Below are 26,262 nucleotides of genomic sequence, written 5' to 3'. Positions count from 1 at the left end.
GTGCTCGGCGGCGTGCCGCACGGGTTCATGACCCGCAGCGGGGGCGTTTCGACGGGGCCTGCCGCGGGGCTGCAATGCGGCTACGGCGCGGATGACGATCCGCAATCGGTGCGCGAGAACCGCCGGCTGGCGGCCGAGGCGGTCCTGCCCGGCGCCGAGCTCGTCAGCGTCCACCAGATCCATTCGCCCGATGTCGCGGTGGTCGAGGAACCTTGGGGCGACGACCGGCGCCCCCGCGCAGATGCGCTCGTCACGCGGCGGCCGGGAATCCTGCTCGGGGTCGTTACCGCGGATTGCGCGCCGGTCCTGCTGGCGGATCGCGCCGCGGGCGTGGTCGGTGCGGCGCATGCCGGCTGGCGCGGGGCGCATGGCGGCGTGATCGAGAACACGGTCGAAGCCATGGTGGCCCTCGGCGCCGAACGCGCGCGGATCGCGGCGGCGGTCGGCCCGTGCATCGCGCAGCCGAGCTACGAGGTCGACGAGAGTTTCCGCGCGCAATTCGGGGACGAGCATGCCCGCTTCTTCGCTCCCGGCAAGGCCGGCCGCTGGCAGTTCGACCTCCCCGGCTACGTCGTCATGCAGCTGCAATCGGCAGGCGTCGGCACGGCCCATGCGCTCGGCCTCGACACTTATGCCGATCCCGCGCGCTTCTACTCCTATCGCCGCGCAACGCATCGGGGAGAGGCGACTTACGGCCGGCTGATCTCGCTCGTGGGGATGGCACGCTGAGGGCATTCCCGCATTTCCAAAAAGGCGGTTGGCAGCGCTGGCTTTCGAGTCTACAGGCCGCGCAAACCGGCACCGCAGGGGGCCTCGCCTGCTCTTGCGCAGGTTGCGGCTGTGTGGGGATTCTCTCCATCGGCAGCGGGGTCGGATCCGGGCAAGACACGTCTGAATCAAGGCAGGGCTAATGGCTGATACGACTGGCGCCGCGACACCCGATACAGTCGCCGTACACGGCGATGACGGGGTCCGCCGGCGCGACTTCATCAACATCGCGGCGGTCAGCGCCGCGGGTTTCGGCGGGGTGGCGGTGCTCTATCCGCTGATCAGCCAGATGGCGCCTTCGGCCGACGTCCTCGCCGAAAGCAGCACCGAAGTCGACGTATCGGCGATCGAGCCGGGCCAGGCGATCAAGGCGGTCTTCCGCAAGCAGCCGCTGTTCGTGCGCCGCCTGACGGACAAGGAGATCGCGGAGGCGAACGCGGTCAACGTCTCCTCGTTGCGCGATCCGCAGACCCTCGCCGAGCGGACCAAGGAAGGGCACCAGGACCTGCTCGTCACGATGGGCGTCTGCACCCACCTCGGCTGCGTGCCGCTGGGTGCCGCCGAGGGTGAGAACAAGGGCGAATTCGGCGGCTACTTCTGCCCCTGCCACGGTTCGCACTACGACACGGCCGCGCGCATCCGCAAAGGCCCGGCGCCGACGAACCTCGAAGTGCCGGAATACGAATTCACTTCCGACACCGTCATCCAAGTCGGCTGAGGAGCGAGAGACAGAACATGAGCTTCCCCTGGGCCAAGGAATACACTCCGGCCAATCCGGTCATGAAATTCCTCGACGAGAAGCTGCCTCTGCCGCGGCTCGTCTACAACGCGGTGGGCGCCGGCTATCCGGTGCCGCGCAATCTCAACTATATGTGGAATTTCGGCGTTCTCGCCGGGTTCTTCCTCGTGCTGCAGATCGTCACCGGCGTGGTGCTGGCGATGCACTATGCGGCCGATGCGACGGTCGCCTTCGGCAAGGTCGAGCACATCATGCGCGACGTCAACTGGGGCTGGCTGATGCGCTATGCTCACGCCAACGGCGCGAGCTTCTTCTTCATCGTCATCTACCTGCACATCTTCCGCGGGTTCTACTACTCCTCCTACAAGGCGCCGCGCGAGATGGTGTGGCTGCTGGGCGTGGTGATCTTCCTGCTGATGATGGCGACCGCGTTCATGGGCTACGTCCTGCCGTGGGGCCAGATGAGCTTCTGGGGCGCCAAGGTCATCACCGGCCTGTTCGGTGCGATCCCCGTGGTCGGCGAACCGCTGCAGGTCTGGCTGCTGGGCGGCTTCGCGCCGGATGACGCGGCGCTCAACCGCTTCTTCTCGCTGCACTTCCTGCTGCCGTTCGTGATCGCCGGCGTGGTCATCCTGCACATCTGGGCGCTGCACATCCCGGGCTCGTCGAACCCGACCGGCGTCGAGGTGAAGAGCGAGAGCGACACCGTGCCGTTCCACCCGTACTACACGGCGAAGGACGGGTTCGGGCTGGGCGTGGTCCTGGTCCTGTTCGCGGTGATGCTGTTCTTCCTGCCGAACTACCTCGGTCATCCGGACAACTACATCGAGGCGAACCCGCTCTCGACCCCCGCGCACATCGTGCCCGAATGGTATTTCTGGCCGTTCTACGCGATCCTGCGCGCCTTCACGATGGACTTCATCCTGCCGGCCAAGCTGTGGGGCGTGCTGGCGATGTTCGCGGCGATCCTGATCTGGTTCTTCCTGCCCTGGCTCGACCGTTCGCCGGTGCGCAGCGGCCACTACCGCCCGCTGTTCCGCAAGTTCTTCTGGTTCGGTCTGATCCCGGTGATGGCGGTGCTGTTCTACTGCGGCGGCGCCCCGGCGGAAGAGCCCTACGTGATGCTCAGCCAGCTCGCGACGGCTTACTACTTCCTCCACTTCCTGGTGATCCTGCCGCTGGTCTCCTCGTTCGAGAAGCCCGAGCCGCTGCCCTATTCGATCACCGAAGCGGTGCTGGGGTCCGACAAGAAGGCCGTGCTCGGCGAAAACACGACGCCCGCGACCTGAGGACGAGAGAAAGAGACGCATAATGATCCGGCCTATCGCAATCCTCGTCGGTCTCGGCTTCAGCATCGTCGTGCTGCTAGCCTTCGTGACCGGCGCCTACACCTGGGCGACCGAAGAGACGCAGCCCACTGCGGAGCACGAGTTCCACATCGCACCGCATGCCCCCGAAGGCGGCTTCGCGCATGACGGTCCGCTCGGCACCTGGGACGTGGCGCAGCTTCAGCGCGGCTACCAGGTCTACAAGGAAGTCTGCGCGGCCTGCCACAGCCTCAAGTACGTCGCCTTCCGCGATCTCGCGGGGCTCGGCTACGACGAAGGGCAGATCAAGGCGGAAGCGGCGAACTATCAGGTGCCGGGCATCGATCCGAACACCGGCGAGGCGACATTCCGCCCAGGCCTGCCGACCGACTATTTCCCCTCGCCCTATCCGAACGCGGTCGCGGCCGCTGCGGCGAACAACAACGCGATTCCGCCCGATCTCTCGCTGATGACCAAGGCGCGTCACCATGGGCCGGAGTACGTCTACTCGCTGCTGACGGGGTACGGCGCGATCCCGGCCGAGCTGACGCAGGAGTTCCCGGACTTCGAGACGCCGACGGGCCTCTACTTCAACCAGTACTTCCCGAACCTCAACCTGGCGATGGCGCCGCCGCTGACCACCGACGGTCAGGTGACTTATGCTGAAGGCAACCCGCAGCCGACCATCCGTCAGATGTCCGCCGACGTGGCCGCCTTCCTCACCTGGACCGCCGAACCCAAGATGGTCGAGCGGCGCCAGACCGGCTGGCCGGTGCTCGGCTTCCTGATCTTCGCGACGATCCTCGCGTTCTTCGCCAAGAAGCAGGTCTGGTCGAGCGCGACGCCCGGGCGCAAGGACGACTGATCTCCTCGCCCGCCAAACGCGATTGCGCCCCTCCATCCCGGCGATGCGAGGGGCGCTTTCATTTCGGGAGGACCGGATGAGCCCCGAAGACCTCAAGGCCCTGGTCCGCACGGTGCCGGATTTCCCCGCGCGCGGCGTCCAGTTCCGCGACGTGACCACGCTGATCGCGCACGGCGAAGGCTTTGCCGCGGCGGTCGGACACCTGGTGGAGCGCGCACACGCCGCCGGGGCGGAGGCGATCGCGGGCATGGAAGCGCGTGGCTTCATCTTCGGGGCCGCCGTCGCCGTCCGGCTCGGGATCGGCTTCGTGCCGGTGCGCAAGCCGGGCAAGCTGCCCGTCGCGACGATCGGCATCGACTACGCGCTCGAATACGGCAGCGACCGGCTGGAGATCGATCCCGGCGCGATCATGCCGTGCCAGAACGTGGTGATCGTGGACGATCTCATCGCCACCGGCGGCACTGCGCTCGCGGCTGCGGAGCTGCTGCGCAAGGCCGGCGCGCGCGTCGAACACGCGCTGTTCGCGATCGATCTTCGCGAGTTGGGCGGGGCCGAGAAGCTGCGCGCGGCGGGCGTCGCAGTCGAGGCACTGATGGACTTCGAGGGCGAATAGCGGGATAGAACCGCGACACCCGTCATTGTTAGTGCGAGGACGGCTCACACGCGATCACTCCTGGGGGTAATGGAAGAACAGGCATTCGTTATCGCGCTGGTCGGGGTGCTCGGCATCGGAGCGCAGTGGATTGCCTGGCGCACGGGCTGGCCCGCGATCGTGTTGATGCTCGCGGCCGGCTTCCTCGCTGGGCCGATTCTGGGCCTGTTCGATCCGGAAGCGGCCTTCGGTGAACTGCTCGAGCCGATGGTGGCCATTGGCGTCGCGTTGATCCTGTTCGAAGGCGGCCTCAATCTCGATCTGCGCGAGCTGCGTCATGCGGGCGACGGCGTCTGGCGGCTGGTTCTGTTCGGCGTGCCGATCGGCTGGCTGCTCGGCAGCCTCGCGGGGTACTACGTGGCGGGACTGGTCTGGCCCGTCGCGATCTTGTTCGGCGGCATTCTCGTAGTCACCGGCCCCACGGTGGTCCTGCCGCTGCTCCGCCAGTCCAAGATCCAGCCGCGCCCCGCCGCCACGCTCAAGTGGGAAGCGATCGTCAACGATCCGCTCGGTGCGCTGTGCGCGGTGATCGCCTACGAATACTTCCGCCTCACGGCCGCCGCTCCCGATGCGACGCTGTTCGAGGTCGTCCCGCCGATGATCATCGCCGCGCTTCTCGCGGGCGGGATCGGCTATGTCGCGGCCCGCTTCGTGGCGTGGTCGTTCCCCCGCGGGCTGGTTCCGGAATACCTCAAGGCCCCGGTGCTCCTGACGCTGGTCATCGGGGTGTTCGTCCTGTCAAATGCGATCGAGCATGAGGCGGGGCTGATGGCGGTCACCGTGATGGGCGTGGCACTCGCCAACATGAACGTCACCAGCCTGCGCTCGATCCACCACTTCAAGGAGAACATCGCGCTCATCCTGGTGTCGGGCATCTTCATCGTGCTGTCGGCTTCGCTCGACTACGAGGAGCTGAGCTATCTCAATTGGCGGTTCGGCCTGTTCCTGCTCGCACTGCTGTTCCTCGTCCGCCCGCTGACGATACTCGTCAGCCTGCTGTTCAGCTCGGTTCCGTGGAACGAGCGGCTGCTGCTGGCGTGGATTGCGCCGCGCGGCATCGTCATGGTCGCCATATCCGGCCTGTTCGCCCTGCGCTTGTCGGAACTCGGCTATGCCGACGGCGAAGTCCTGATCGGCCTCAGCTTCGCGGTGGTGGTGGTGACGATCGTCGCACACGGCTTCACCATCGATCTCGTCGCACGCTGGCTGGGGCTGAGGGGCAGTTCTCGTCCCGGCCTGCTGATCGTCGGCAGCACCCCGTGGACGATCGCCCTCGCGCAGGAGATGCACACGCTCAAGACCCCGGTGATGGTCGTCGATTCGAGCTGGCAGCGCCTCGCCCCCGCGCGGCGTGCGGGGCTGCCTTTCTACCACGGGGAGATCCTCAACGAAGCGACCGAGCACAACCTCGATCTCACCCCGTTCCAGGTGCTGGTCGCCGCGACGGAGAACGAGGCTTACAACACGCTCGTGTGCAACGAGTTTGCTTACGAGATCGGCCGCGACACCGTGTATCAGCTCGGCGAGGCGGTGAGCGAAGACGACCGCCACGCCATTCCGCCGTCGCTGCGCGGCCGCGCTCTGTTCGAATCCGGCTTCGGCGTGGCGGACGTCAACGAACGCCAGGCGCAGGGCTGGGTCTTCCGCAAGACCAAGCTGTCCGACGAGTTCAAGTTCGAGGACGCGCGCGAGCTTCTGCCGGAATCGGGCCATCTCCTGCTGCTGCTGCGCAAGGATGGCGCGCTGCGCTTCTTCACCCACGCCTCGCGGCCCGACCCGCGGCCCGGCGATACCGTCATCTCCTTCACCCCGCCGAAGAGCCGGACGGCGGGCGAGCCGCCTGAACGGCCCGCGAAGGGCAAGCGGGGGGTGCAACCGGCATGATGATGAGGACCGAAACGATGAGACCACTGGTCGCGATGACGGCCGCGCTCGCTCTGGCGGGCTGCGACCGGCGCGAACCGCCCGCGCCGCCCGAACCGACACCCGAGGCAGTGCCCACCCAGGCGTCGATCATCCGACCGGACATCGAAGTCGAACGGCCGGAGCCGGAGCTCGAGCCGCTGGACGCCAGCGTCACTTTCGCTGAGGCGGGTGGCGAATTGTCCGAAGCGGCGCTGGAGGATCTCGAAACGATCCTCGCATCGCCGCAACTGGCGGAAGGCGGCCCGATCGTGCTGCGCGGTCATACCGACTCGAGCGGAGACGACGAGGCCAATCTGCGCGTGTCGCAGCGGCGCGCGGAAATGGTGCGCGACTGGCTGGTCGAACATGGCGTGGACGAGGAGCGCATCACCGTGATCGCTATCGGCGAGCAGCGCCCGATCGCGCCCAATGCCAAGCTCGACGGGACGCCGGACGAGGCCGGCCGCGCGGCCAATCGGCGCGTCGATGTCTCGATCGCGCTACCCGATGTCGTGGCTGAAGAGGCGGACGAAGCGGAAGATAGCGAAGCCGCGCAATCCCACGCGACCTCGCAGGTCGACTAGCGCGCGTCAGCCGACCCGGCGCACTTCCTCGAGCACGCGTTCGGTCCATTCTGTTCGGCAGATGAGGAGGTCTGGGAGTTCGGTGTCTGCTTCGTTGTAGACGAGAGGGCTGCCGTCGATGCGCGAGCAGTGGAGGCCGTGGGCGGCGGCGACCGCGACGGGTGCGCAGTTGTCCCACTGGTACTGTCCGCCCGAGTGGAGGTAGATCTCGGCCTGGCCGCGCACTACCGCCATGGCCTTGGCTCCGGCCGAGCCCATCGCGATGAGCTCGCCGCCGATCGCTTCGGCCACGGCGAGCGCTTCCTTCGCGGGCCGGGTGCGGCTGACCACGAGGCGCGGCGTGGCGGCGGGTTCGGGCAGCGCGGCGGTCCGGTCGCTGCGCAGCACGACGCCGCCGTTCAGGCCGGGCAGCGCGACTGCGCCGATCCTGGCTTCCCCATCGATCGCGAGCCCGACATGAACCGCCCAGTCGTCGCGCTCTTCCCCGTACTCGCGGGTCCCGTCGACCGGGTCGACGATCCAGACCCGCGACTTCTCGCGCCGGAGCAGCGTGTCGCGGCTTTCCTCCGATAGCACGCCGTCGTCCGGCCGCTGCGCCCGGAGAGCGTGGAGCAGGAACCGGTTCGAGATCTCGTCGCCCGCGCTGCCGAGCGCCTTGCCTTCGAACAGCCCGCTCTCACGCACCTCGATCAGAATGCGCCCCGCGGCAGCGGCGATCTGCGCTGCGAGTTCGGCGTCTGTGATGGTCATTTGAGGGGCAGGATCCTGGAGACGATGTAGTCGGCCGCTTCCTCGACCGTCATGTCGACGGTGTTGACGCGGATCTCGGCGTTCTCGGGTTCCTCGTAGGGGCTGTCGATCCCGGTGAAGTTCTTCAGTGTGCCCTCACGTGCCTTCTTGTACAGGCCCTTCACGTCGCGCGCCTCGGCCACATCCAGCGGGGTGTCGACGAAGATCTCGATGAACTCGCCGTCCTCCATCATCTCGCGCACCATGCGCCGCTCGGCGCGGAACGGGCTGATGAACGCGGTGAGCACGATCAGGCCGGCATCGGTCATCAGCCGGGCGACCTCGCCCACGCGGCGGATGTTCTCGATCCGGTCGGCCTCGGTAAAGCCCAGATCGCGGTTGAGCCCGTGGCGCACGTTGTCGCCGTCGAGCAGGAAAGTGTGCCGGTTCATCAGGTTGAGCTTCTGCTCGACCGCATTGGCAATGGTCGACTTGCCCGATCCCGAGAGGCCCGTGAACCACAGCACGCGCGGGCGCTGGTTCTTCAGGCCTGCATGCTCCTCGCGGGTGATCGTGGTCGGCTGCCAGTGGACGTTCTGCGCGCGGCGCAGGCTGAAGTGCAGCATGCCGGCGCCTACCGTCGCATTGGTCATCTTGTCGATCAGGATGAACCCGCCGAGCGCACGGCTGTCGGCATAGGGCTCGAACACGATCGGCCGTTCGGTGCGCAGTTCGGCCACGCCGATCGCGTTGAGGCCGAGCGTTTTTGCGGCCAAATGCTCCATCGTATTGACGTTGATCTCGTACTTCGGCTCCTGCACCGTGGCGGTCACCGTCTGTGTGGCGAGCTTGAGCCAGTAACCGCGGCCGGGCTTGAGCGCGTCGTCGCTCATCCACACGATGGTCGCCTCGAACTGGTCGGAGGCCTGCGGCGGATCGCCCGCCGCCGCGATGACGTCGCCGCGCGAGCAGTCGATCTCGTCTGCGAACGTCAAGGTCACCGACTGGCCGGCGACCGCTTCGTCGAGCTCGCTGTCGCCACCGGTGCCGCCTGCGGCGCCGGCCTTGCCCGGCATTACGACGATGGACTTGATCGTGCTCGTCTTGCCCGAGGGGACGACGCGGACCATGTCGCCCGGCTTCACCGTGCCGCTCGCGATCAGCCCGGAGAAGCCGCGGAAGTCGAGGTTGGGGCGGTTGACCCACTGCACCGGCATGCGGAAGCTGCGCGCCTGCGCCGCGGTGCCTGCGACCTCGACCGTCTCGAGATGTTCGATCAGGCTCGGCCCCTCGTACCACGGCGTTTTGGGCGAGGGGGCGGCCGTGATGTTGTCGCCCTTGAAGCCCGAGATCGGGATCGCGGTGAAGCCCTCGATGCCGATCTCCTCGGCAAAGGCGCGGTAGTCGGCGACGATCCTGTCGAAGGTTCCACGGTCGTAGCCCACCAGGTCCATCTTGTTCACCGCCAGCACCAGGTGGCGGATGCCGATCAGATGCGCGAGGTACGAGTGGCGCCGCGTCTGGACCAGCACGCCCTTGCGCGCATCGACCAGGATCACCGCGAGATCGGCGGTCGAGGCGCCGGTCACCATGTTGCGCGTATACTGTTCGTGGCCCGGGGTGTCGGCGACGATGAACTTGCGCTTCTCCGTCCCGAAAAAGCGGTAGGCGACGTCGATCGTGATACCCTGCTCGCGTTCGGCGGCGAGGCCGTCGACCAGCAGCGCGAAGTCGAGCTCCTGCCCCTGCGTGCCGACGCGCTTGGAATCCGACTCGAGACTGGCGAGCTGGTCCTCGAAGATCATCTTCGAATCGTAGAGCAGCCGCCCGATCAGGGTCGACTTGCCGTCGTCCACGCTGCCGCAGGTGATGAAGCGCAGCAGCCCCTTGTTCTGATGCTGCTCGAGATAGGCGTCGATGTCCTCGGCGATGAGACTGTCGACCCGGTACGCGGGCTCGGATGAAGCGTCGTGGGTCATCAGAAGTACCCCTCCTGCTTCTTCTTCTCCATGCCGGCGCCGCCCTCGTCCTTGTCGATCGCGCGGCCCTGGCGTTCGCTGGTGGTGGTCAGCAGCATCTCCTGCACGACTTCGCTCAGGGTTGCCGCCTCGCTCTCGACTGCGCCGGTCAGCGGATAGCACCCCAGGGTGCGGAAGCGGATCGAGCGCATGACCGGCTCCTCACCTGGCTCCAGCGGGAAGCGCTCGTCGTCGACCATCAGCAGCAGCCCGTCGCGCTCCACCGTCGGACGCGGCGCGGCGAGGTAGAGCGGGACGATCTCGATCCCCTCGGCCATGATGTACTGCCAGATGTCGAGCTCGGTCCAGTTGGACAGCGGGAACACGCGGATGCTCTCGCCCCCATTCTGACTCCGAGGGGCCTTCTTCGCGTTGTAGAGGTTCCACAGCTCGGGCCGCTGGTTCTTCGGATCCCACCCGTGGCTGGCGGTGCGGAACGAGAAGATCCGCTCCTTCGCCCGGCTCTTCTCCTCGTCGCGCCGCGCGCCGCCGAAAGCCGCATCGAAGCCGTAGTGATCGAGCGCCTGCTTCAGACCTTGCGTCTTCCACATGTCGGTGTGCAGCGGCCCATGATCGAACGGGTTGATCCCGCGCTCGAGCGCCTCGGGGTTGCGCCACACCAGCAGCTCCATTCCCGCGGCCTCGGCCATCCGGTCGCGCAGCGCGTACATGTCGCGGAACTTCCAGGTCGTATCGACATGAAGCAGCGGGAACGGCGGCGGCGAGGGATAAAACGCCTTGCGCGCCAGGTGCAGCATGACCGCGCTGTCCTTGCCCACCGAATACAACATCACCGGCCGCGACGCCTCCGCCGCAACCTCCCGCATAATGTGGATGCTCTCGGCTTCAAGCCGCTCAAGATGGGTCAGGCTATGCATCGACAATGTCTTGGAGGCGAACTCTACCAAGGGAAAGGATGCAGGACTGGCTAATGGATCGGCGCCGAAGGGCAAAACGGATTTGCTTGAAAGGGGCGAAGCGATCGTGTCCCGCAACCCGATGTTGACGAATCCGCGCCAATGATGGCAAGCGGTTTCCAGCGAGCGGGCGGGTATAGCTTAGTGGTAAAGCCCCAGCCTTCCAAGCTGGTTATGCGGGTTCGATTCCCGCTACCCGCTCCAACCGCCCGTCGCAGAACGTCGGATATGGGCGCCACAATGCAAGAAGTTGTGAACGCCGCCCAGGCAAAGCGAGATCGCAGGGAACTTCCGTCCGCGGGCCATCACCCGTACCATCTATCGCAAATCTCCGCTTGGCTTCGGTCGCTTGGTCTACGGGACCGGTATCCATCGAGTTCGCAGTTTGGGTTCGGTGACGTATTTCGGGCCCGCGGCGAGGAGGGAAGGATTACCGCGCGATCAACGTGATCCGGCATCTGACACGCTTCTACTTTATCCGCACCGGTGCGAGATGCTGAAAATCATAGCTGAAGTCGACCCGGTCGGACGCCGGTGCGAGCGTCATCCGCTGTATCGCTCCGGTACCGTCCGGCTCAAAGGTGACGATCGCGTCCGCACCCAGATCCCGGTTCGGCCAGCGCGCGAGGAATCGATCGCCACCAAGCGGAACCAGTGGACCTCTGAGGAGCCTCGACCGCGTCAGGTGGATGGAAAGGTCCGGACCCTGCTCCTCGACCGTGATGTCGCCATACCAAGGGTCGCGATATGTGCCGGCGTACTCGGATAACGGCCGGGCTGCTGCTGTAGCCTGGATGAGGGATGAAGTCTCCTTTGCTACAGGCGCGTTTCGGCGAGCCGCGCGCCGGGCTGCAGCGTCGTTGATCCAGTCGAAAGCAGTCTCTCCTTGAACTATCCGCGCCAGGAGATGGTTGGCGACCACCGGCGCCGGCGCCATGTCGTTGATTAGTACCACCACCGCCGCGTTCTTCTCCGGCAGCAGGCCCAGGTTGGAGGCCGCGCCCGGGCCTGCACCACTGTGGTCTATAAGCAGAGTGCCGGCGAAGTCGGAGACGAACCAGCCAAGTGCGTACTGGGAGAGATGCGTGTAGCCGAGCCGCTTCGGAGCTCCAAACGGGGTGACCGGAACGACACCCCGGTGAAGGGTCTCCATCGTCTCAGGACTCAGGATCCGTCGCCCATCGGCCGCCGTGCCGTCCCCCAAGTGAAAGAGGGCCCAACGCGCCACATCGGTGACCGAGCAGGCGATACTCCCCGCCGGATCGGCTTGGGTGACGAGTTCATCCAAGGGTCGTCCCGTGTCGCCGCCTAGGGCGCGAGCGTGCTCTACGGCGCGATTGGACGGACGATCGCGATCTGGATCTGCGGTGCACGAGGCCAATCCCAAAGGCTCAAACAGTCGGACGGAAAAGAAATCCGGCCAAGCTTGACCCGACACGTGCGTTATAAGCTGTCCGGCGACGGAGTAGAGAATGTTGTCGTAAACGAAACGATCGCGAAAGCCGGTGTTCAAGGGGAGGTAGCGCAGAGCTCTCAACATCTCGTCGTCAGTCGCCTGGCCATCGGGCCAACGAAGGAGATCGCCCGCGCCCAAGGCCAGTCCCGATCGGTGAACGAGCAGATCACGCACGGTGAGGTGCTCAGATACGTAAGGATCGGACATCTCGAACTCAGGCAAATAATGCCGAACCGGTTCGTCCCAATCCAGCTTACCTTCCTCGACCAGGATGGCGAGTGCCGTCGCTGTGAACGCCTTGCTTACAGACGCGAGCGGGAAAACGGTGTCGGCATTGACGCGTTCAGGTGACCCTTGCCTTCGCTGTCCATACCCTCTCGCAAAGATGATCTTCCCGTCCTGGACGACGGCTACTGCCATGCCCGCGGGGCGAAGCGCCTCCATTGCTCGGGTCGCCTCGATCTCCACCTCGGTAGCCTCGAGAGCTTGCCCAAACGCAGGCGGCGAGGCGAGCATGACAACGACAGCAAGAATGAAACGCATGCGGCTCTTCCAAATTGTGGGGCGAATGAAACAGGCGAATCATATCGTTGAGCACTACTGTCGCTCGTGCGTAGCCCAAGTTCCTGCCGATATCTGCCGAGCCCCAACCCCGCTCGACCAGCGGTCGGTCCGAGAGGTTCTGAGAAAGAGGCTTTGGCCCGAGTTGCGACGACTGCGGCCGTGCGTTCAACGCTCCGTACGCGGCGTGGTGCCGCTCCTGAACTGGTGGCTCGCTGAAGAACGTGGGGGCACTTCGCAAGCGCGGTCGTCGTAGTTCGCTTTCGGCCGGCCGGGAAAGACGATCGTCGTTGATGCCGCCCGCGTGACCGTGACTTGCAAGTCCGTGGTGATGTCAGCGGTCCGCCACTTGCCCGCATCTTCACGTTTCGCTTCGACCAATCGTCCGCGCGCAGCGGATGTGACCGCTGCATCGCCAGCTCACCTGAAGCTCGGAACCAAGACCGGGCGCAGCCCATTCCTTTGGGCAAAGGAGAGTTTTTGATGGCGACACGATTCATCGATCGGGGCGAGCCGCAGCGATCGCAGTTTCTGACTGACAGCTTCCAGCGCGGGCTCGCGCATTGGAACCGCGAGCGCCTGCAGCCCGGATTCCCCGGAAAGGCATGGCAGCGCGAGCTGGAGCGCGACTTGCGGATGCAGCGGCTCGAAGGCGCATTTCTCGAAGGCCTGCGGGCGGAAGTCAGTACAGCGGCGGCCGAGGCGCCGACCGATCCCGAAGGATTCATCGACTGGTTCGAAGGGCTGAAGGAGACCGGTCCGGGCCAGGGCGATCCATTGTTCCCGTGGCTGGCTGAGGAAGCCGATATGGACCAGTTCCGCTGGTTCTTCGAGCAGGAAGCGGCCGGCGAGGCGGGCTTCGACGATCTCGTGGCCATGACCCAGGTCAAGCTGCCCGTGCGGCCGAAGCTGGAGCTCGCGCGCAATTACTGGGACGAGATGGGTCATGGCACGGAGAAAGGCATGCACGGCCCCATGCTCGACGCCTTGGCCGAGACGCTGCGGGTCGATCCGGTGATTGAGAATACCGTGTGGGAGAGCCTGGCCCTCGCCAATGCGATGACGGCCATGGCGGTCAATCGGCGTTACGCGTGGCACTCGGTGGGCGCGCTGGGCGCCATTGAGCTTACCGCCCCCGGCCGCGCCGTGCTGGTCACCGAGGGCCTCCGGCGGCTCGGGTTCTCGGGCAAGGAGCGGCGTTATTTTGCGCTCCATGCGGTGCTCGACGTCAAGCACAGCGAGGATTGGAACCGGGAGGCGATCCGACCGGCAGTGGAGGAGGATCCCGCCCGCGCTACGGCAATGGCCGAAGGCGCGTTGATCCGCCTCAAGTGCGGCGAGCGCTGCTTCGAGGCCTATCGCGCGCAGCTATGGAGCTGACCGGCCGGTAGCGCCGTGCGTTACCGTCTGCCGATCGCCATATTGTCGATCAGGCGCGTGCCGCCGATCCATGCCGCGACGAGCAGGCGCGTGGGCGTCTCGCCAAGACGGTCCAGCCGCGCGAGGCTCGCCGCATCGGCGATGTCGGCATAGTCGACCGAGGAGAAGCCGGCGCCCGCCAGAGCCTGCTCCAGCGTTTCCAAGGCTGTGCGCACGTCCGCGCCGGCTTCGATCCGTTCGGTCGCCTCGCGCATCGCGCGCGGCAGCGTCGCCGCCGCTTGGCGCTGCTCGGGCGAGAGGTAGCGGTTGCGGCTCGACATCGCGAGGCCGTCCGCCTCGCGCACGGTCTGCACGCCGACGATGGCTTCGGCACGCGGAGCGGTGAGATCGAGATCGCGGGCCATGCGGCGGATCACCGCGAGCTGCTGCCAATCCTTCTCGCCGAACAGGGCGACATCGGGCCGCACCTGGTTGAACAGCTTGCAGACCACGGTCGCGACCCCGTCGAAATGGCCGGGCCGGCTCGCGCCGCAGAAGCCCTCGCTCACGCCGGCGACCGATATCGTGGTGGCGAACCCCTCTGGGTACATGTGCGCGGCGTCCGGCGCCCAGAGCAGGTCGACACCCTCCGCCTCCAGCAGGCGTGCGTCCTCCTCCATCTGGCGCGGATAAGCGTCGAGATCCTCGTTCGGGCCGAACTGCGTCGGGTTGACGAAGATGGACACGGCCACGCGGTCGGCGCGCGTCCTGGCCTCGCGCACGAGTGTCAGGTGCCCCTCGTGCAGCGCGCCCATCGTCGGCACGAGCGCCAGGCTTTCGCCCGCGTCGCGGAGTGCCGCGACGGCCGTTCTCAACACATCAAGCTCGGTCGCGGTTTGCACGTCTACGGGGCCTCCGATAAAGCGAGCGCGGGGGCCGCTTAGCCGCAGGTGCCCGGCAATGACAACAGACAGAAAGCCTGCCGCAGTGTTCGCCAAAGTGTCGCAGCGCCCGCACCGGATCGTGTTCGCCAACGAGAAAGGCGGAACCGGCAAGTCGACCACCGCGGTCCACGTGGCGGTCGCGCTCGCCTATCGCGGGGCCAGGGTTGCCGCGATCGACATCGATTCGCGCCAGCGCACCATGGATCGCTACTTTGAAAATCGCGCCGAGACCGAGGAACGGCGAGGGGCTGCCCTGCCCAGCGCGCGCTGCGAGGTGTTCCGCGGGCAGTCAACCCAGGAGTTCGACGAGGCGCTCGAACGTCTGGGCGAGGGGGCGGACTTCCTCGTCATCGACACGCCCGGGCGCGACGATCCGCTTGCGCGCCATGCGGCGGTCGGGGCCGACACGCTCGTTACCCCGCTCAACGACAGCTTCGTCGATTTCGATCTGATCGGCCAAGTCGATCCCGAGACGTTCAAGGTCCGCCGCCTGAGCTTCTATGCCGAGCTGATCTGGGACACGCGCAAGACGCGTGCGCTCGAGCAGCGGCAGGAAATCGACTGGGTGGTCGTGCGCAACCGCACCGGCCATGTCGAGGCGCGCAACATGCAGCGCATCGAACGCGCGCTGGGCGAGCTCTCGAAGCGCGCCGGCTTCCGTGTGGCGCGGGGCTTGTCGGAGCGCGTGATCTACCGCGAGCTCTTCCCTTCGGGGCTGACGCTGCTCGACAAGGGGCACCTGGGCGAACTCGGCACCAGTCATCTCGTCGCGCGGCAGGAGCTGCGCTCGCTGGTTGCCGGGCTGAACCTGCCCGCACCCGCGAGCAAGGCGGCAGAGCTGGAGCCGGCCTGACCCGTGCTGCGGCTGATCGTCATCCTTGCGGTCGTATCGATCGGCTGCCGGATGCTCTTTGGCAAGTGGCCGTGGGACTACCTGCGGCCGGTGTCGACGCGCAGTCAGGCACTGTTTCGCGCGCGCAAGCTGCTCGGCGTGGATGCCCGTGCCAATCGCGGGGAAATAATTGCGGCCCACAAGCGTTTGGTGGCCGTGGTTCACCCCGACAGGGGCGGGACCAACGATCAGGTGCACGAGGCAAGCGCCGCGCGCGACCTCCTGCTCAACGAACTGACCGACCAACGCTGAAGGGAGCGTATGACCTACAACTTCGACCCCACCATTCTGCGCGAGTACGATATCCGCGGCATCATCGGTGAAACGCTCGGTCCCGATGATGCGCGCGCGATCGGCCGCAGCTTTGCCACCCTTCTGCGCGAGGCCGGCGGCACCAAGGTCGCGGTCGGCTACGACGGCCGAGTAAGCTCGCCGACCTTGGAGCACGCGTTGATCGAGGGGCTCACGGCGAGCGGGTGCGATGTCGTGCGGGTCGGCATGGGGCCGACGCCGATGCTCTACTATGCCGAAGCTTCAGCCGAAGAGGTACATGGCGGCATTCAGATAACCGGCAGCCACAACCCCCCCAACTACAATGGCTTCAAGATGGTCTTTCAGGGCCGGCCGTTCTTCGGGGAGGACATCCAGCGGCTCGGCCGCGTCGCTGCGGACGGTGCCTGGCGCGATGGGACCGGCACGGTCGAGGATCGCGCGATTCTGGAGGAGTATATCGAGCGGCTGCTCACCGGCCTCGGCGGGGTGGAGCCTGCCGCCCTTGAGGGGCTGCGCGTCGGCTGGGACGCCGGCAACGGCGCCGCCGGGCCCGCGCTGGAGGCGCTCGCCGCTCGCCTCCCTGGCGAGCATCACCTCCTCTACACCGATGTCGACGGCGACTTTCCCAATCATCATCCCGATCCCACAGTCGAAGCGAATCTGGCGGACCTGCGCGCGCTCGTTGCCGAGAAGAACCTCGACTTCGGCATCGCGTTCGACGGCGACGGCGACCGCATCGGCGCGATCGACGGCGAAGGCCGCGTGATCTGGGGCGATCAACTACTGATGATTTACGCCGAGGACCTCCTCGCAAGACTACCTAATGCGACGGTCATCGCGGACGTGAAGGCGAGCCGCGCGCTGTTCGACCACGTCGCGCAGCATGGCGGGACGCCGGTGATGTGGAAGACCGGCCATTCGCTGATCAAGTCCAAGATGAAGGAAACCGGCGCGCCGCTCGCGGGTGAGATGAGCGGGCACGTGTTCTTCGCCGACGATTACTACGGCTACGACGATGCGCTCTATGCGGGCGTCCGCCTGCTCGCCGCGAGCGCCCGGCTCGGCCGCTCGGTAACCGAGCTACGCGGCGCCATGCCGGCCATGGTCAACACGCCCGAGATGCGCTTCCAGGTCGACGAGACGCGCAAGTTCGCCGCGATCGACGAGGTCAGGGCGCGGCTGGCGGACAGCCCGGCGGATGTCGACGGCACCGATGGAGTGCGCGTGACCACCGCGGACGGCTGGTGGCTGCTGCGCGCCTCCAACACGCAGGATGTCCTCGTCGCCCGCGCCGAAAGCGAGAGCGAGGAAGGTCTGGAGCGCCTGATGGCGCAGATCGACGAACAGCTCGCGCTTTCGGGCCTCGAACGCGGGGCACAGGCGGGGCACTAGATCCCGTAGGGAGGGGGGAACGATGAAGAACGGTATTCGGGCGGCGATCATGCTGTTTGCGGCCGCGCCCGCGCTTGCGCAGGATGACAGCCAGCCGCCGGCGGACGCATCGCAGGACATGGAGGCGCTCGCATCCGCATTCGGCGAGATGTTCCCGGCCGAACCCCTCACGCCCGAGCAGGAAGCGCGCCTGCCGATGGCCCAGGCCGTGGTCGCGCATATCTTTCCCCCTGGCACCTACGCGCGGATGATGGATGAGATGATGGGGCCGATGATGGATTCGGTCCTCGGTTCCATGGCGCAAATTCCCGTTGCGCAGCTCGCCGCCATGGCGGGCCTGGAGCAGTCGCAGGTCGCCGCCATGGGCGAAGGGAAGCTGGGCGAGGTCATGGCCATCGTCGATCCCGTATACGAGCGCCGCAACGCGATCGCGTCGGACGTTATGATGGAGATGATGGGCGACGTGATGAAGCGGGTCGAACCGTCCTATCGCGAGGGGCTGGCGCGTGCCTATGCCGTGCGCTTCCCCCCGTCCGATCTCGCAGAGCTGGAGCGGTTCTTCCAGACCCCGGTGGGCAGCCGCTACGCGGCCGAATCGATGCTCATCTATGCCGACCCGCAGGTCATGTCCGCGATGAACGAAGTCATGCCCGCCGTGCTGGAGATGATGCCGGCGATGATGGAGCAGATGCAGCAGCGCATGGAGAGTCTTCCCGAGCCGCGCGCCTTGTCCGACCTGAGCGATGCCGAGCTGCAGCGATTGTCGGAGCTGCTGGGCGTGCCGCCGGAGGAGCTGCGCGCCAACGCGGCGGAGAGCGAGGCTGCCGTGGAAGGCGAAGCGATTGGCGACGGCGTGTGATGCAAGAAGGGCCCGGACGCTGCCGGGCCCTCCGTTTCGGTACGGCGACGCAGATCAGGTTTCGCTGTCTTCGTCGAGCATCGTACCGGCGTTCTCGTTGCGGTAGCTGCGCACGTTGACCCGCAGGTTGTTCTGCACGTGCCCGACACCGGACACGTCCTCCGCGCAGTCTTCCGCGCGGCGCTTGTCGAAGCGGCTGCCGACCGTGCCGTCGAGCGTCACTTCGCCGTTCTCGACCGACACCTGGATGCCGCTGGCATCGAGATCCCGGTCGTCGGTCAGTTCATCGCACACGTCCTCGAGGATGCGCTGGTCCGAACGGGTGTAGTTGGCCGGGCCACGACCGCGGTGATCCATCTGCCGGCGGCGCGCGGCATCCTCGTCGCCGAACCAGCTTGCGACCTCGTCGCCCGCGCGATCCAGAAAACCGCGATCCTCATAACGGTCGGTGAAACCGCGGTGTGGTTCCGCATCGTAGGTGCCCGTCCCATAGGCGGCGGACATGCCGCCGAACCCGGCGCCGTATCCGCCGTAAGGCCGCCGGTTGCCGGCCGAGAAGTCGCCACCGCCCTGATCGCTCGAGGTGAAGCTGGCAAACCCGCGCCCCTCTCCGGTGTCGTAACGTGCCGGGCCGTAGCTCGAGTGATAGCGGGACTGCTGGGCGCCGCGCCGGTCGTCATGCTCCTGCTCGCGCCAGCCGCGGTTCTGCGTGCCGGCGTAGCCGCGCTCCCGATAATCGTCGCGGTAGCTGCGGCGTTCGCCCATTTGCCCGGCGAGCGGTTCCTCGTAACGATCCTCGCGGTAGTCGGGCTGTCCATAGCGGTCGGCCTCGAACTGGTCGGCCTGAGTGTAGTAATCCTCGCGGTCGTAGCTGCCGCGGCGCCTCTCGCCGTATCGGTCGCCCGGGCGGTAGTCGTTCCTGTAAGCCATCGGTCTCTCCTGAAGTTCTCGGGGAAGCTCCGGCGCGGCGCCTGGAGGACGGCCGCGTCGCCCTGCTGCATGAAATGAATGCGCGAGCGCACGGATCGTTGCCCGGCCGGGCGCATGCGGACCGCACTTCGGCGATGGTGCTCGGCGCAGTCGCCGGAACCTTTCGCATCGCGCAAGAATCTGGTGCAGTGGAAGCCATGCACGACCGTCGTTCCGCACATGCCTGAAGCGCAGATCCCGCCCGAGATCGCGGCGTGGTTCGACGCGCGCGGCTGGCGGGTGCGGCGGCATCAGGCGGATATGCTGACAGCGAGCGCGGCGGGGCGGCACGCGCTGCTCGTGGCCGACACGGGGGCGGGCAAAACGCTTGCGGGTTTCCTGCCGACGCTGGCGGACTTCTGCCCATCGCGGCTCGCCGGCGCCGCGCCGCCGGAGGGACTGCACACGCTCTACGTCTCGCCGCTCAAGGCGCTCGCACACGACGTGCAGCGCAATCTCCTCGCCCCGGTGGACGAGATGGGCCTGCCGCTGCGGATCGAGACGCGCAGCGGCGATACCCCTGCCGACCGCAAGAAGCGCCAGCGCGGCCGCCCGCCGCATATCCTGCTGACCACGCCCGAATCGCTTTCGCTGCTGCTCAGCTATCCGGAGAGCTTCGCGATGTTCGCCGGGCTGAAGCGGGTGGTGATCGACGAGGTCCATGCGTTCGCGACCGGCAAGCGCGGCGATCTGCTCGCGCTGTCGCTGGCGCGGCTGCAGGCGATCGCGCCGGCGATGCAGCGCGCGGCGCTCTCGGCCACCGTCGCCGATCCCGAAGGATTCCGCGAATGGCTTGCTCCGTGGGGGGAGATCGATTCGGTCGCGCTGGTCGAGGGGGAGAAGGGCGCGCCGCCGGAGGTCGAGATCCTGCTGCCGGAAGAGGAGCGCGTGCCCTGGGGCGGGCATGCAGGGCGCTGGGCGATCCCCCAGCTCTACGACGAGATCCGCCGCAACCGGACGACGCTGGTCTTCACCAACACGCGTTTTCTCGCCGAGTTCGTGTTCCAGCTCCTGTGGGACGTCAATGAAGACAATCTGCCGATCGGCATTCACCACGGCTCGCTGTCGAAGGAGGCACGGCGCAAGGTCGAAGGGGCGATGGCGCGCGGCGAATTGCGCGCGCTGGTCGCCACCGCCAGCCTCGACCTCGGCGTCGACTGGGGGGACATCGACTGCGTCGTGCAAATGGGCGCGCCCAAGGGCTCCTCGCGCCTGCTCCAGCGCATCGGGCGGGCGAATCACCGGCTAGACCAGCCGAGCCGCGCGATCCTTGTGCCCGGCAACCGCTTCGAGTTTCTGGAGGCGACCGCGGCCAAGGATGCGGTCGATCAGGGGCAGCGCGACGGCGAGGACTTCCGGCCGGGCGGACTCGACGTGCTGGCGCAGCATGTCATGGCTTGCGCCTGCGCCGCGCCGTTCGACGAGGCGGACCTGCTGGCGGAAGTGCGCGCATCGCTTGCCTACGCCTGGGTGGACGAGGCCGTATGGCAGCGCGTGCTCGGCTTCGTCGAGAACGGCGGCTACGCGCTGCGGGCATACGACCGGTTCAAGCGCATCGTCCGGGACCGGAACGGCGTCTGGCGCCTGACCCACCCCGAACATGCGCAGCGGCACCGGATGAATGCCGGGATCATCGTCGATTCCGAAATGCTCACGGTGCGCTTCCGCAATGGCCGCCAGCTCGGCAAAGTGGAGGAGCGCTTCGCCGCCTCGCTATCGCCGGGCGATACGTTCTTCTTCGCCGGCATGAGTCTCGAGGTCGAGCGGGTCAAGGACATGGAAGTCACCGTACGCGCCGCGAAGAAATCCGCCACCATCCCTTCCTACGGCGGACAGCGGCTGCCGCTGACCACGCATCTGGCCGAGCGGGTGCAGGCGATGCTGGTCGATCGCGCGGGCTGGGCGCGCTTCCCCGACGACGTGCGCGAATGGCTCGAAGTACAGGACTGGCGCAGCCGCCTGCCGGGGCCGGGCGAGCTGATGGTCGAAAGCTTCCCGCATGCGAAGAAGCACTACAGCGTCTATTACACATTCGAAGGGTGGAACGCGAACCAGAGCCTCGGCATGCTGATCACGCGGCGGATGGAGTATCGTGGGCTGCTGCCCGGCGGTTTCGTCGCCAACGACTATTCGCTTGCGGTCTGGGGCCTGAAGCCGGTCGCCGATCCCGCGCCGCTGCTGTCTCCCGACATCCTCGCACACGAGTTCGTCGACTGGGTGCAGGAATCGCATCTGCTGCGCCGCGCATTCCGCGAAGTCGCGGTGATCGCTGGGCTTGTCGAGCGGCAACACCCAGGCAAGCGCAAGACCGGCAAGCAGGTCACGTTCTCGACCGACCTGATCTATGACGTGCTGCGCAAGTATGAGCCTGATCACGTCCTGCTCGAGGCTGCCTGGGCCGACGCACGCGCGCGCCTGACCGATGTCGGGCGCCTCGCGAGCCTGCTCGAACGGTCGGCCGAGCAGCTGGTGCATGTCGAACTCGACCGCGTCAGCCCGCTGGCCGTGCCGGTGATGACCATGATCGGGCGCGAGGCGCTACCGCAGGGCTTGGTGGACGAAGAGCTCCTTCTGGAGGCGGAGAGCCTCGCCGCCGCCGCGATGCGGGTGGATGCGGCGGAAGACGAGGCAGACTAGGACCAGCGCCGGCTTAGCGCGCGGCGAAAGTCCGGTACTTTTCGTTGCCGACGAAACCGAACCGGGTGATCCCCGCCGCTTCGATCGCGTGCAGCGTGCGTGCCGAGGTATCGTAGCTCGCCTGCGACACCGGTTCGAACTGCAGCTCCGGCTCCACGGGCATGCGCCGGGTTTCCGCCAGCAGTGCGCCGAGCTGCGCATGGTTCACAGTGCTGCCGTTCCACAGGATTCGATCGCCGCCGTCGACCACGATGCGGTTCTTCACCTTGTCGATATCGGGACAGTCGGCGCAATCGCGCGGCAGGTCGACCTCGACCGAATGCGTCGCGGCCGGGATCGTGATCACGAACATGATCAGGAGGACGAGCATCACGTCTATCAGCGGAGTGGTATTGATTTCGCCCAGGGGGCGGCTGTCGGGCGCTGGCATCGCACATCTCCCACAGTGAGGTGATATCATACCATGATGCGATGCGGTAGCCAAGTGCGCTCGCCGCTGTGGCGCGCACAACGAAAAAGGGGGCGGATCGCTCCGCCCCCTTTCGGTGTTCGTTCGTGCGTTCGGATCAGCCGATCGGGTTGCCCGGCCCGCCGGTGTTGAACGTCCGGTACTTCTCGTTGCCGACGAAGCCGAACTTGGTCACGCCGGAAACCTTGATGATGTTCAGCACCTTGGCCGAGAGATCGTAGCTTGCGAACTGCTCGGGCTCGAACTGCAGCTCGGGCTCGGGCTGCATCGCCTTGCTGATCTCGAGATTGCGGACCAGTTCGCTTTGATCGATCGCGCTGCCGTTCCAGAGAATCTCGCCCATCTGAGTGATGACGATCTTGTTCTTCACCGGATCGATCGGTTCCTCCGGCGGATTGGGGTTCGGCGCGGGAAGATCGATGTCGACCGAGTGCGTCGCAACCGGGATCGTGATGATAAACATGATGAGGAGCACGAGCATGACGTCGATCAGCGGCGTCGTGTTCATCTCCATCATCGGGGTGCCGTCGTCGCGGCCGCCTGACATTGCCATGGTGGGCTACTCCTGAATTCTATCCGCGGACCGGATCACGCGTTCGGATCGACCGGGTTCGAGATGAAGCCGATCGTAGGATAACCGGCCGCCTGGACGTTGTAGATCGCACCCGCGACGCACCGCCACGGGGCGTTCACGTCGCCGCGGATGTGGACCTGCGGGATCTTGTCGGGATCCTCCATGATGGCCTCGGGGCCACCGGCGCGCTGCACGATCGCGTCGAGCCGTTCAAACGCCCGATCGTAGAGTTCCTGCGAATCCACGGGGGTCGTGTTGTTGAAGTAAACCCGGCACTCGCCTTCGCGCGAGGCGCCCTCGAAACCCGGTTCGCCTGCGCTGCGGCCGCCGACATCGGTCGTGCTCACGGTGAGCTGCAGATTCTCGACCTTGTCCTTGGATTCGGTCGACTCGATCACTGGGATACGGAGCTTTTCGATCGTCTGGATCGCAACCGGCACCGCGATGAGGAAGATGATGAGAAGCACCAGCATCACGTCCACGAGCGGCGTGGTGTTGATCTCCGACATCGGCCTTTCGTCGCCGCCGCCTCCCGTCGAAATCGCCATGGCTATATCCTATCCAACTTGTCTATTTCGGAGGTGATGCCGGGCCGGCCGCAGCCGACCCGGCATCACGGCTCTATCAGCGCTTCGTCGTGGTGGTCGTCGTGGCCGCGCCCGGGACCGGCTTGGTTGCCGGCGCGGTTGCCGCAGCCTTGCCCGCCTGCTGGGTCGACGCCTTGGTCATCACCGCCGGCTTCACCGCACCCTTGGAATTGATGTTCGCGAGGATGTCGGTCGAGAAGCCCGAAAGCAGCTCGGCGATACGCTTGTTGCGGCTCTGCAGCCAGTTGTAGGCCAGCACCGCGGGAACGGCGACGAGCAGACCGATGGCGGTCATGATCAGCGCTTCACCGACCGGGCCGGCGACCTTGTCGATCGAGGCCGAACCGGCGATGCCGATGTTGATCAGCGCGCGGTAGATGCCGATAACGGTACCGAGCAGACCGACGAACGGCGCGGTCGCACCCACAGTCGCGAGGAACGGCAGGCCGCCCGCGAGCTTGGAGTTGATCGACGCTTCCGAACGCGCCAGCGAGCCGTGCAGCCAGTCGTGCGCTTCGAGGCTGTCGGTCATCTTGCTGTGCGCATCTTCGGCGGCGAGGCCGTCGTCGACGAGCTGGCGCCATGCGCTGTTCTTGTCGAGCTTGGTCGCGCCTTCGCGAAGGGTACCCGCACGCCAGAACTGGCTGCGCACGTTCTTGTACTCGTTGAAAATCTTCCGCTGCTCGAGCAGCTTGGTAATCAGGATGTAGAACGATCCGACCGACATGATGACGAGCACGCCGAAGATCGACCAGGCGATCACGCCGCCCTGGTTCATGGCTTCCATGAAGCCGAAGGAGTTCTGCGGTGCGGCCTCTCCGGCGGCGGCAAGAAGTTCGATAAGCATTGCGAAAGTCCTCTCAGAAAGAAGCAGTTTGGGAAGGAGTGTTCCGCCGCCGCGCCCGGCGCGGCGGCGGGAAAACAGCTAGTTCGGGATCTCCCAGCGAACGGTGCTCGAATAGGTCCCCGAGACCTCGTCACCGTTGCCGTCGGTCGCCGGGCGGAAGCGCGCGCGCCGTTCGATAAGGTTGCAGGTCGCGTCCTTAAGCTCCTGCGGGGCCGAACCGCCGGTGATAGAGCACGATTCGGCACGGCCGTTCGTTCCCACACGCACGGTGAACGACGCGGTACCGGTGTACTCGCGGTTGATCCAGCTGCTGCGATAGTCCGACGTCGTGACCCAGCTGCCGGGATTGTTCCGCGGCTCCGGGTTCTTCGGCTGGACCCTCGGCGGCGGCGGGGGCGGGGGAGCCGGCGGGGCCGGCGGCGGCACGCGCAGCACGGGCGGTGCCGGAGGCGGAATCGTTGGCTGCGTCCGGATCGGCGGCGGAGCCGGCGCGATACTGATCGGAGGCGGCGGTGCGACCGGCGGCGGCGGTGCGGTGTCGGGTTCCGGCGGCGGTGGCGGTTCGTCTTCCGGCTCAGGCGGCGGCGGTTCCTCGATATCCACCGTCGTCACGCGTTCGACCACCTGGGTAACCGCCTCATAGGCAAGACCGGTGATCAGCGCATATCCGAGCAGGATATGGATGATCGCCACTATCACCAGGGCGACGACCCGGTTCCCGCTCATCTGTTGGTCAGCGTAGGCCATTCAGTCGCATCACTCCATCGTCACTCGCCGAGGGTAGCCCCGGCGATTCTCCTCACGACAAGCAAATCCCTTGCCAGAGGGCAATCCCAAATGTCCACCCTGCCGGCCGACTTCGCAAAGCAAAGGCCGATGGGCCCAGGCGCCGCGAGGCCAGCATGGGCCGGTTCGCCGCACATCTTTGTTGTCTGTTGCGGCAAACTGCCGCGAGCTTTAGCTTCGATGCCCTAGGCGCGCAAACGCTTTATCGGTTAACTGCGAATTCACGATCGCAAGAGTGAATGGGAGCGGAACGGCGCCAAGCTTCGCGCATTGCGAAAAATGCCCCAAAACTGGAATTTTATGGCGGATATGCAGCATTTCACCAAGTTTACGCTCGCGCTCGCGGCAGGCCTCGCGGTGCTCGCTGCGCCGGCTGCGGCACAGCAGGCCCCCGCGGCCGGCGCACCGACTTATGCCGATCTGGTCGACCTTGCGGACCCGGCCGATCTGGTCATCAGGGCGCAGATTCGCGACCAGGCGCTGCTCCGGCCCGAACGCGCGCCCGGCGTGCGCCGGGGGTACGGGCGGCTCTATGTCGAGGCGCGCACGCTCGCGCTGATCTCGGGTTCGGAGCCGATCGGCGAATCGATCCGCTATCTGGTCGACGTGCCGCTGGACGAGGACGGCGATCCGCCCAAGTTCAAGAAGCAGGAGGTGATCCTCTTCGCCAGGTCGGCGGGCCGGCCGGGCGAGATCCAGCTGATCGCGCCCACCGCCCAGCTGCCGTGGAGTGAAGCGCTTGCGGGCCGGCTGCGTCCGGTTCTCGCGGAACTCTCGGCTGCCGACACGCCGCCCTCGGTGCTCGGGGTGCGCGACATCCTGTCGATGCCGGGCAACCTCGCCGGCGAATCCGAAACGCAGATGTTCCTCAACACCGACGGGGACGGGCCGGTCTCGATCACGGTCGTGCGCCGACCCAACATGGCGCCGGTGTGGGGCGTCTCGTGGACCGAGATCGTCGATCAGGCCGCGCGTCCGCCGTCGAAGGACACGCTCGCCTGGTACCGGATCGCCTGCTTCCTGCCCGACGATCTGCCGGCCGACGCCAACATCGCGCAGGACCCGGCCTCCCGCGCGCAGGCGGAGGAGGACTTCCGCTTTGTCCAGCAGAGCCTCGGGCCCTGCCGGCGCAACCGCAGCTAGAGTCGTTTTCAGAGAGACGGCAGGTGCCGC

At 66.4% G+C, this 26,262-nt stretch carries 25 protein-coding genes and 1 tRNA gene; 15 read left to right on the top strand and 11 right to left on the bottom strand.

The features are described 5' to 3' along the window. Positions 1-27: 27 nt before the first annotated feature. The 7 genes from pgeF to AC3A5N_RS05025 all read left to right on the top strand — a co-directional run bounded on the left by pgeF (position 28) and on the right by AC3A5N_RS05025 (position 6,820). Positions 28-729 carry a peptidoglycan editing factor PgeF gene (gene pgeF / locus AC3A5N_RS05055; RefSeq protein ID WP_487736324.1) on the top strand — a complete coding sequence of 234 codons (702 nt, stop codon included), beginning with the start codon at positions 28-30 and terminating at the stop codon, positions 727-729. A gap of 181 nt (positions 730-910) precedes the next feature. Further along, entirely contained in the window at positions 911-1,486 is a 576-nt protein-coding gene (gene petA, locus AC3A5N_RS05050; RefSeq protein WP_487736202.1) for a ubiquinol-cytochrome c reductase iron-sulfur subunit, read from the top strand. 17 nt (positions 1,487-1,503) lie between these two features. Beyond that, positions 1,504-2,796, top strand: coding sequence for a cytochrome b (locus tag AC3A5N_RS05045; RefSeq protein WP_487736201.1), 1,293 nt, complete (start codon positions 1,504-1,506; stop codon positions 2,794-2,796). Positions 2,797-2,818: 22 nt separating this feature from the next. Next, positions 2,819-3,679: a cytochrome c1 gene (locus tag AC3A5N_RS05040; protein WP_487736200.1), complete on the top strand. Its 861-nt coding sequence runs from the start codon at positions 2,819-2,821 to the stop codon at positions 3,677-3,679. A gap of 76 nt (positions 3,680-3,755) precedes the next feature. Continuing rightward, positions 3,756-4,292 carry an adenine phosphoribosyltransferase gene (locus AC3A5N_RS05035; protein WP_487736199.1) on the top strand — a complete coding sequence of 179 codons (537 nt, stop codon included), beginning with the start codon at positions 3,756-3,758 and terminating at the stop codon, positions 4,290-4,292. Positions 4,293-4,361: 69 nt separating this feature from the next. Continuing rightward, entirely contained in the window at positions 4,362-6,215 is a 1,854-nt protein-coding gene (locus AC3A5N_RS05030; protein ID WP_487736198.1) for a cation:proton antiporter, read from the top strand. A 17-nt stretch (positions 6,216-6,232) separates the two neighbouring features. Then, entirely contained in the window at positions 6,233-6,820 is a 588-nt protein-coding gene (locus tag AC3A5N_RS05025; RefSeq protein WP_487736197.1) for an OmpA family protein, read from the top strand. Between the two features lie 6 nt (positions 6,821-6,826). Here the strand turns inward: AC3A5N_RS05025 and AC3A5N_RS05020 are convergent, their stop codons facing one another. The 3 genes from AC3A5N_RS05020 to cysD are packed head-to-tail and all read right to left on the bottom strand — an operon-like array spanning position 6,827 to position 10,445. Then, a complete protein-coding gene (locus tag AC3A5N_RS05020; RefSeq protein WP_487736196.1) occupies positions 6,827-7,570 on the bottom strand; it encodes a 3'(2'),5'-bisphosphate nucleotidase CysQ in 744 nt (247 codons plus the stop codon). Further along, complete coding sequence (cysN, locus tag AC3A5N_RS05015) at positions 7,567-9,528, bottom strand: sulfate adenylyltransferase subunit CysN (protein ID WP_487736195.1); 1,962 nt, start codon at positions 9,526-9,528, stop codon at positions 7,567-7,569. Before cysN ends, AC3A5N_RS05020 begins: the two co-directional genes overlap by 4 nt. Beyond that, positions 9,528-10,445 (bottom strand): sulfate adenylyltransferase subunit CysD, encoded by a 918-nt coding sequence (cysD, locus tag AC3A5N_RS05010; RefSeq protein ID WP_487736194.1) that lies wholly within the window; start codon positions 10,443-10,445, stop codon positions 9,528-9,530. Before cysD ends, cysN begins: the two co-directional genes overlap by 1 nt. A gap of 169 nt (positions 10,446-10,614) precedes the next feature. On the opposite strand from cysD, the gene AC3A5N_RS05005 reads away from it, so the two are divergent. Continuing rightward, positions 10,615-10,688: transfer RNA gene (locus tag AC3A5N_RS05005), tRNA-Gly, on the top strand. Positions 10,689-10,953: 265 nt separating this feature from the next. On the opposite strand, the gene AC3A5N_RS05000 is transcribed toward AC3A5N_RS05005, so the two are convergent. After that, positions 10,954-12,483 carry a serine hydrolase gene (locus AC3A5N_RS05000; RefSeq protein WP_487736193.1) on the bottom strand — a complete coding sequence of 510 codons (1,530 nt, stop codon included), beginning with the start codon at positions 12,481-12,483 and terminating at the stop codon, positions 10,954-10,956. Between the two features lie 501 nt (positions 12,484-12,984). On the opposite strand from AC3A5N_RS05000, the gene AC3A5N_RS04995 reads away from it, so the two are divergent. After that, positions 12,985-13,881 carry an iron-containing redox enzyme family protein gene (locus AC3A5N_RS04995; RefSeq protein ID WP_487736192.1) on the top strand — a complete coding sequence of 299 codons (897 nt, stop codon included), beginning with the start codon at positions 12,985-12,987 and terminating at the stop codon, positions 13,879-13,881. Between the two features lie 20 nt (positions 13,882-13,901). Here the strand turns inward: AC3A5N_RS04995 and panC are convergent, their stop codons facing one another. Next, positions 13,902-14,762, bottom strand: coding sequence for a pantoate--beta-alanine ligase (gene panC, locus AC3A5N_RS04990; protein WP_487736191.1), 861 nt, complete (start codon positions 14,760-14,762; stop codon positions 13,902-13,904). A gap of 58 nt (positions 14,763-14,820) precedes the next feature. On the opposite strand from panC, the gene AC3A5N_RS04985 reads away from it, so the two are divergent. From AC3A5N_RS04985 to AC3A5N_RS04970, 4 genes are read left to right on the top strand one after another with little or no spacing between them, the layout of a single operon-like run. Then, a complete protein-coding gene (locus AC3A5N_RS04985; RefSeq protein WP_487736190.1) occupies positions 14,821-15,657 on the top strand; it encodes a division plane positioning ATPase MipZ in 837 nt (278 codons plus the stop codon). A 3-nt stretch (positions 15,658-15,660) separates the two neighbouring features. Beyond that, on the top strand, positions 15,661-15,948 hold the full coding sequence (locus tag AC3A5N_RS04980) for a J domain-containing protein (RefSeq protein ID WP_487736189.1): 288 nt from the start codon (positions 15,661-15,663) through the stop codon (positions 15,946-15,948). A 9-nt stretch (positions 15,949-15,957) separates the two neighbouring features. Further along, on the top strand, positions 15,958-17,361 hold the full coding sequence (pgmG, locus tag AC3A5N_RS04975) for a phosphoglucomutase/phosphomannomutase PgmG (protein ID WP_487736188.1): 1,404 nt from the start codon (positions 15,958-15,960) through the stop codon (positions 17,359-17,361). Between the two features lie 22 nt (positions 17,362-17,383). Then, positions 17,384-18,220, top strand: coding sequence for a DUF2059 domain-containing protein (locus AC3A5N_RS04970; protein WP_487736187.1), 837 nt, complete (start codon positions 17,384-17,386; stop codon positions 18,218-18,220). Positions 18,221-18,274: 54 nt separating this feature from the next. Here AC3A5N_RS04970 and AC3A5N_RS04965 read toward each other — a convergent pair whose 3' ends face one another. Then, a complete protein-coding gene (locus AC3A5N_RS04965; RefSeq protein WP_487736186.1) occupies positions 18,275-19,150 on the bottom strand; it encodes a BON domain-containing protein in 876 nt (291 codons plus the stop codon). Positions 19,151-19,369: 219 nt separating this feature from the next. Here AC3A5N_RS04965 and AC3A5N_RS04960 point away from each other — a divergent pair, with 219 nt between their 5' ends. Then, a complete protein-coding gene (locus tag AC3A5N_RS04960) occupies positions 19,370-21,826 on the top strand; it encodes a ligase-associated DNA damage response DEXH box helicase (protein ID WP_487736185.1) in 2,457 nt (818 codons plus the stop codon). Between the two features lie 13 nt (positions 21,827-21,839). Here AC3A5N_RS04960 and AC3A5N_RS04955 read toward each other — a convergent pair whose 3' ends face one another. From AC3A5N_RS04955 to AC3A5N_RS04935, 5 genes are all read right to left on the bottom strand, one after another. Continuing rightward, a complete protein-coding gene (locus AC3A5N_RS04955) occupies positions 21,840-22,256 on the bottom strand; it encodes an ExbD/TolR family protein (RefSeq protein ID WP_487736184.1) in 417 nt (138 codons plus the stop codon). A gap of 136 nt (positions 22,257-22,392) precedes the next feature. Beyond that, the gene (locus AC3A5N_RS04950; protein WP_487736183.1) at positions 22,393-22,848 is read right to left on the bottom strand and encodes an ExbD/TolR family protein; all 456 of its coding nucleotides are present in this window, start codon (positions 22,846-22,848) and stop codon (positions 22,393-22,395) included. A gap of 35 nt (positions 22,849-22,883) precedes the next feature. Next, positions 22,884-23,417, bottom strand: coding sequence for an ExbD/TolR family protein (locus AC3A5N_RS04945; protein ID WP_487736182.1), 534 nt, complete (start codon positions 23,415-23,417; stop codon positions 22,884-22,886). A 76-nt stretch (positions 23,418-23,493) separates the two neighbouring features. Then, the gene (locus tag AC3A5N_RS04940; protein ID WP_487736181.1) at positions 23,494-24,303 is read right to left on the bottom strand and encodes a MotA/TolQ/ExbB proton channel family protein; all 810 of its coding nucleotides are present in this window, start codon (positions 24,301-24,303) and stop codon (positions 23,494-23,496) included. A gap of 78 nt (positions 24,304-24,381) precedes the next feature. Next, complete coding sequence (locus tag AC3A5N_RS04935) at positions 24,382-25,050, bottom strand: energy transducer TonB (RefSeq protein WP_487736180.1); 669 nt, start codon at positions 25,048-25,050, stop codon at positions 24,382-24,384. Positions 25,051-25,389: 339 nt separating this feature from the next. Here AC3A5N_RS04935 and AC3A5N_RS04930 point away from each other — a divergent pair, with 339 nt between their 5' ends. Further along, entirely contained in the window at positions 25,390-26,232 is an 843-nt protein-coding gene (locus tag AC3A5N_RS04930; RefSeq protein WP_487736179.1) for a hypothetical protein, read from the top strand. Positions 26,233-26,262 lie beyond the last annotated feature (30 nt).

The organism is Pelagerythrobacter sp. Soil_C_18 (genome assembly GCF_057657235.1).
This window is presented reverse-complemented; position numbering and strand designations above follow the sequence as displayed.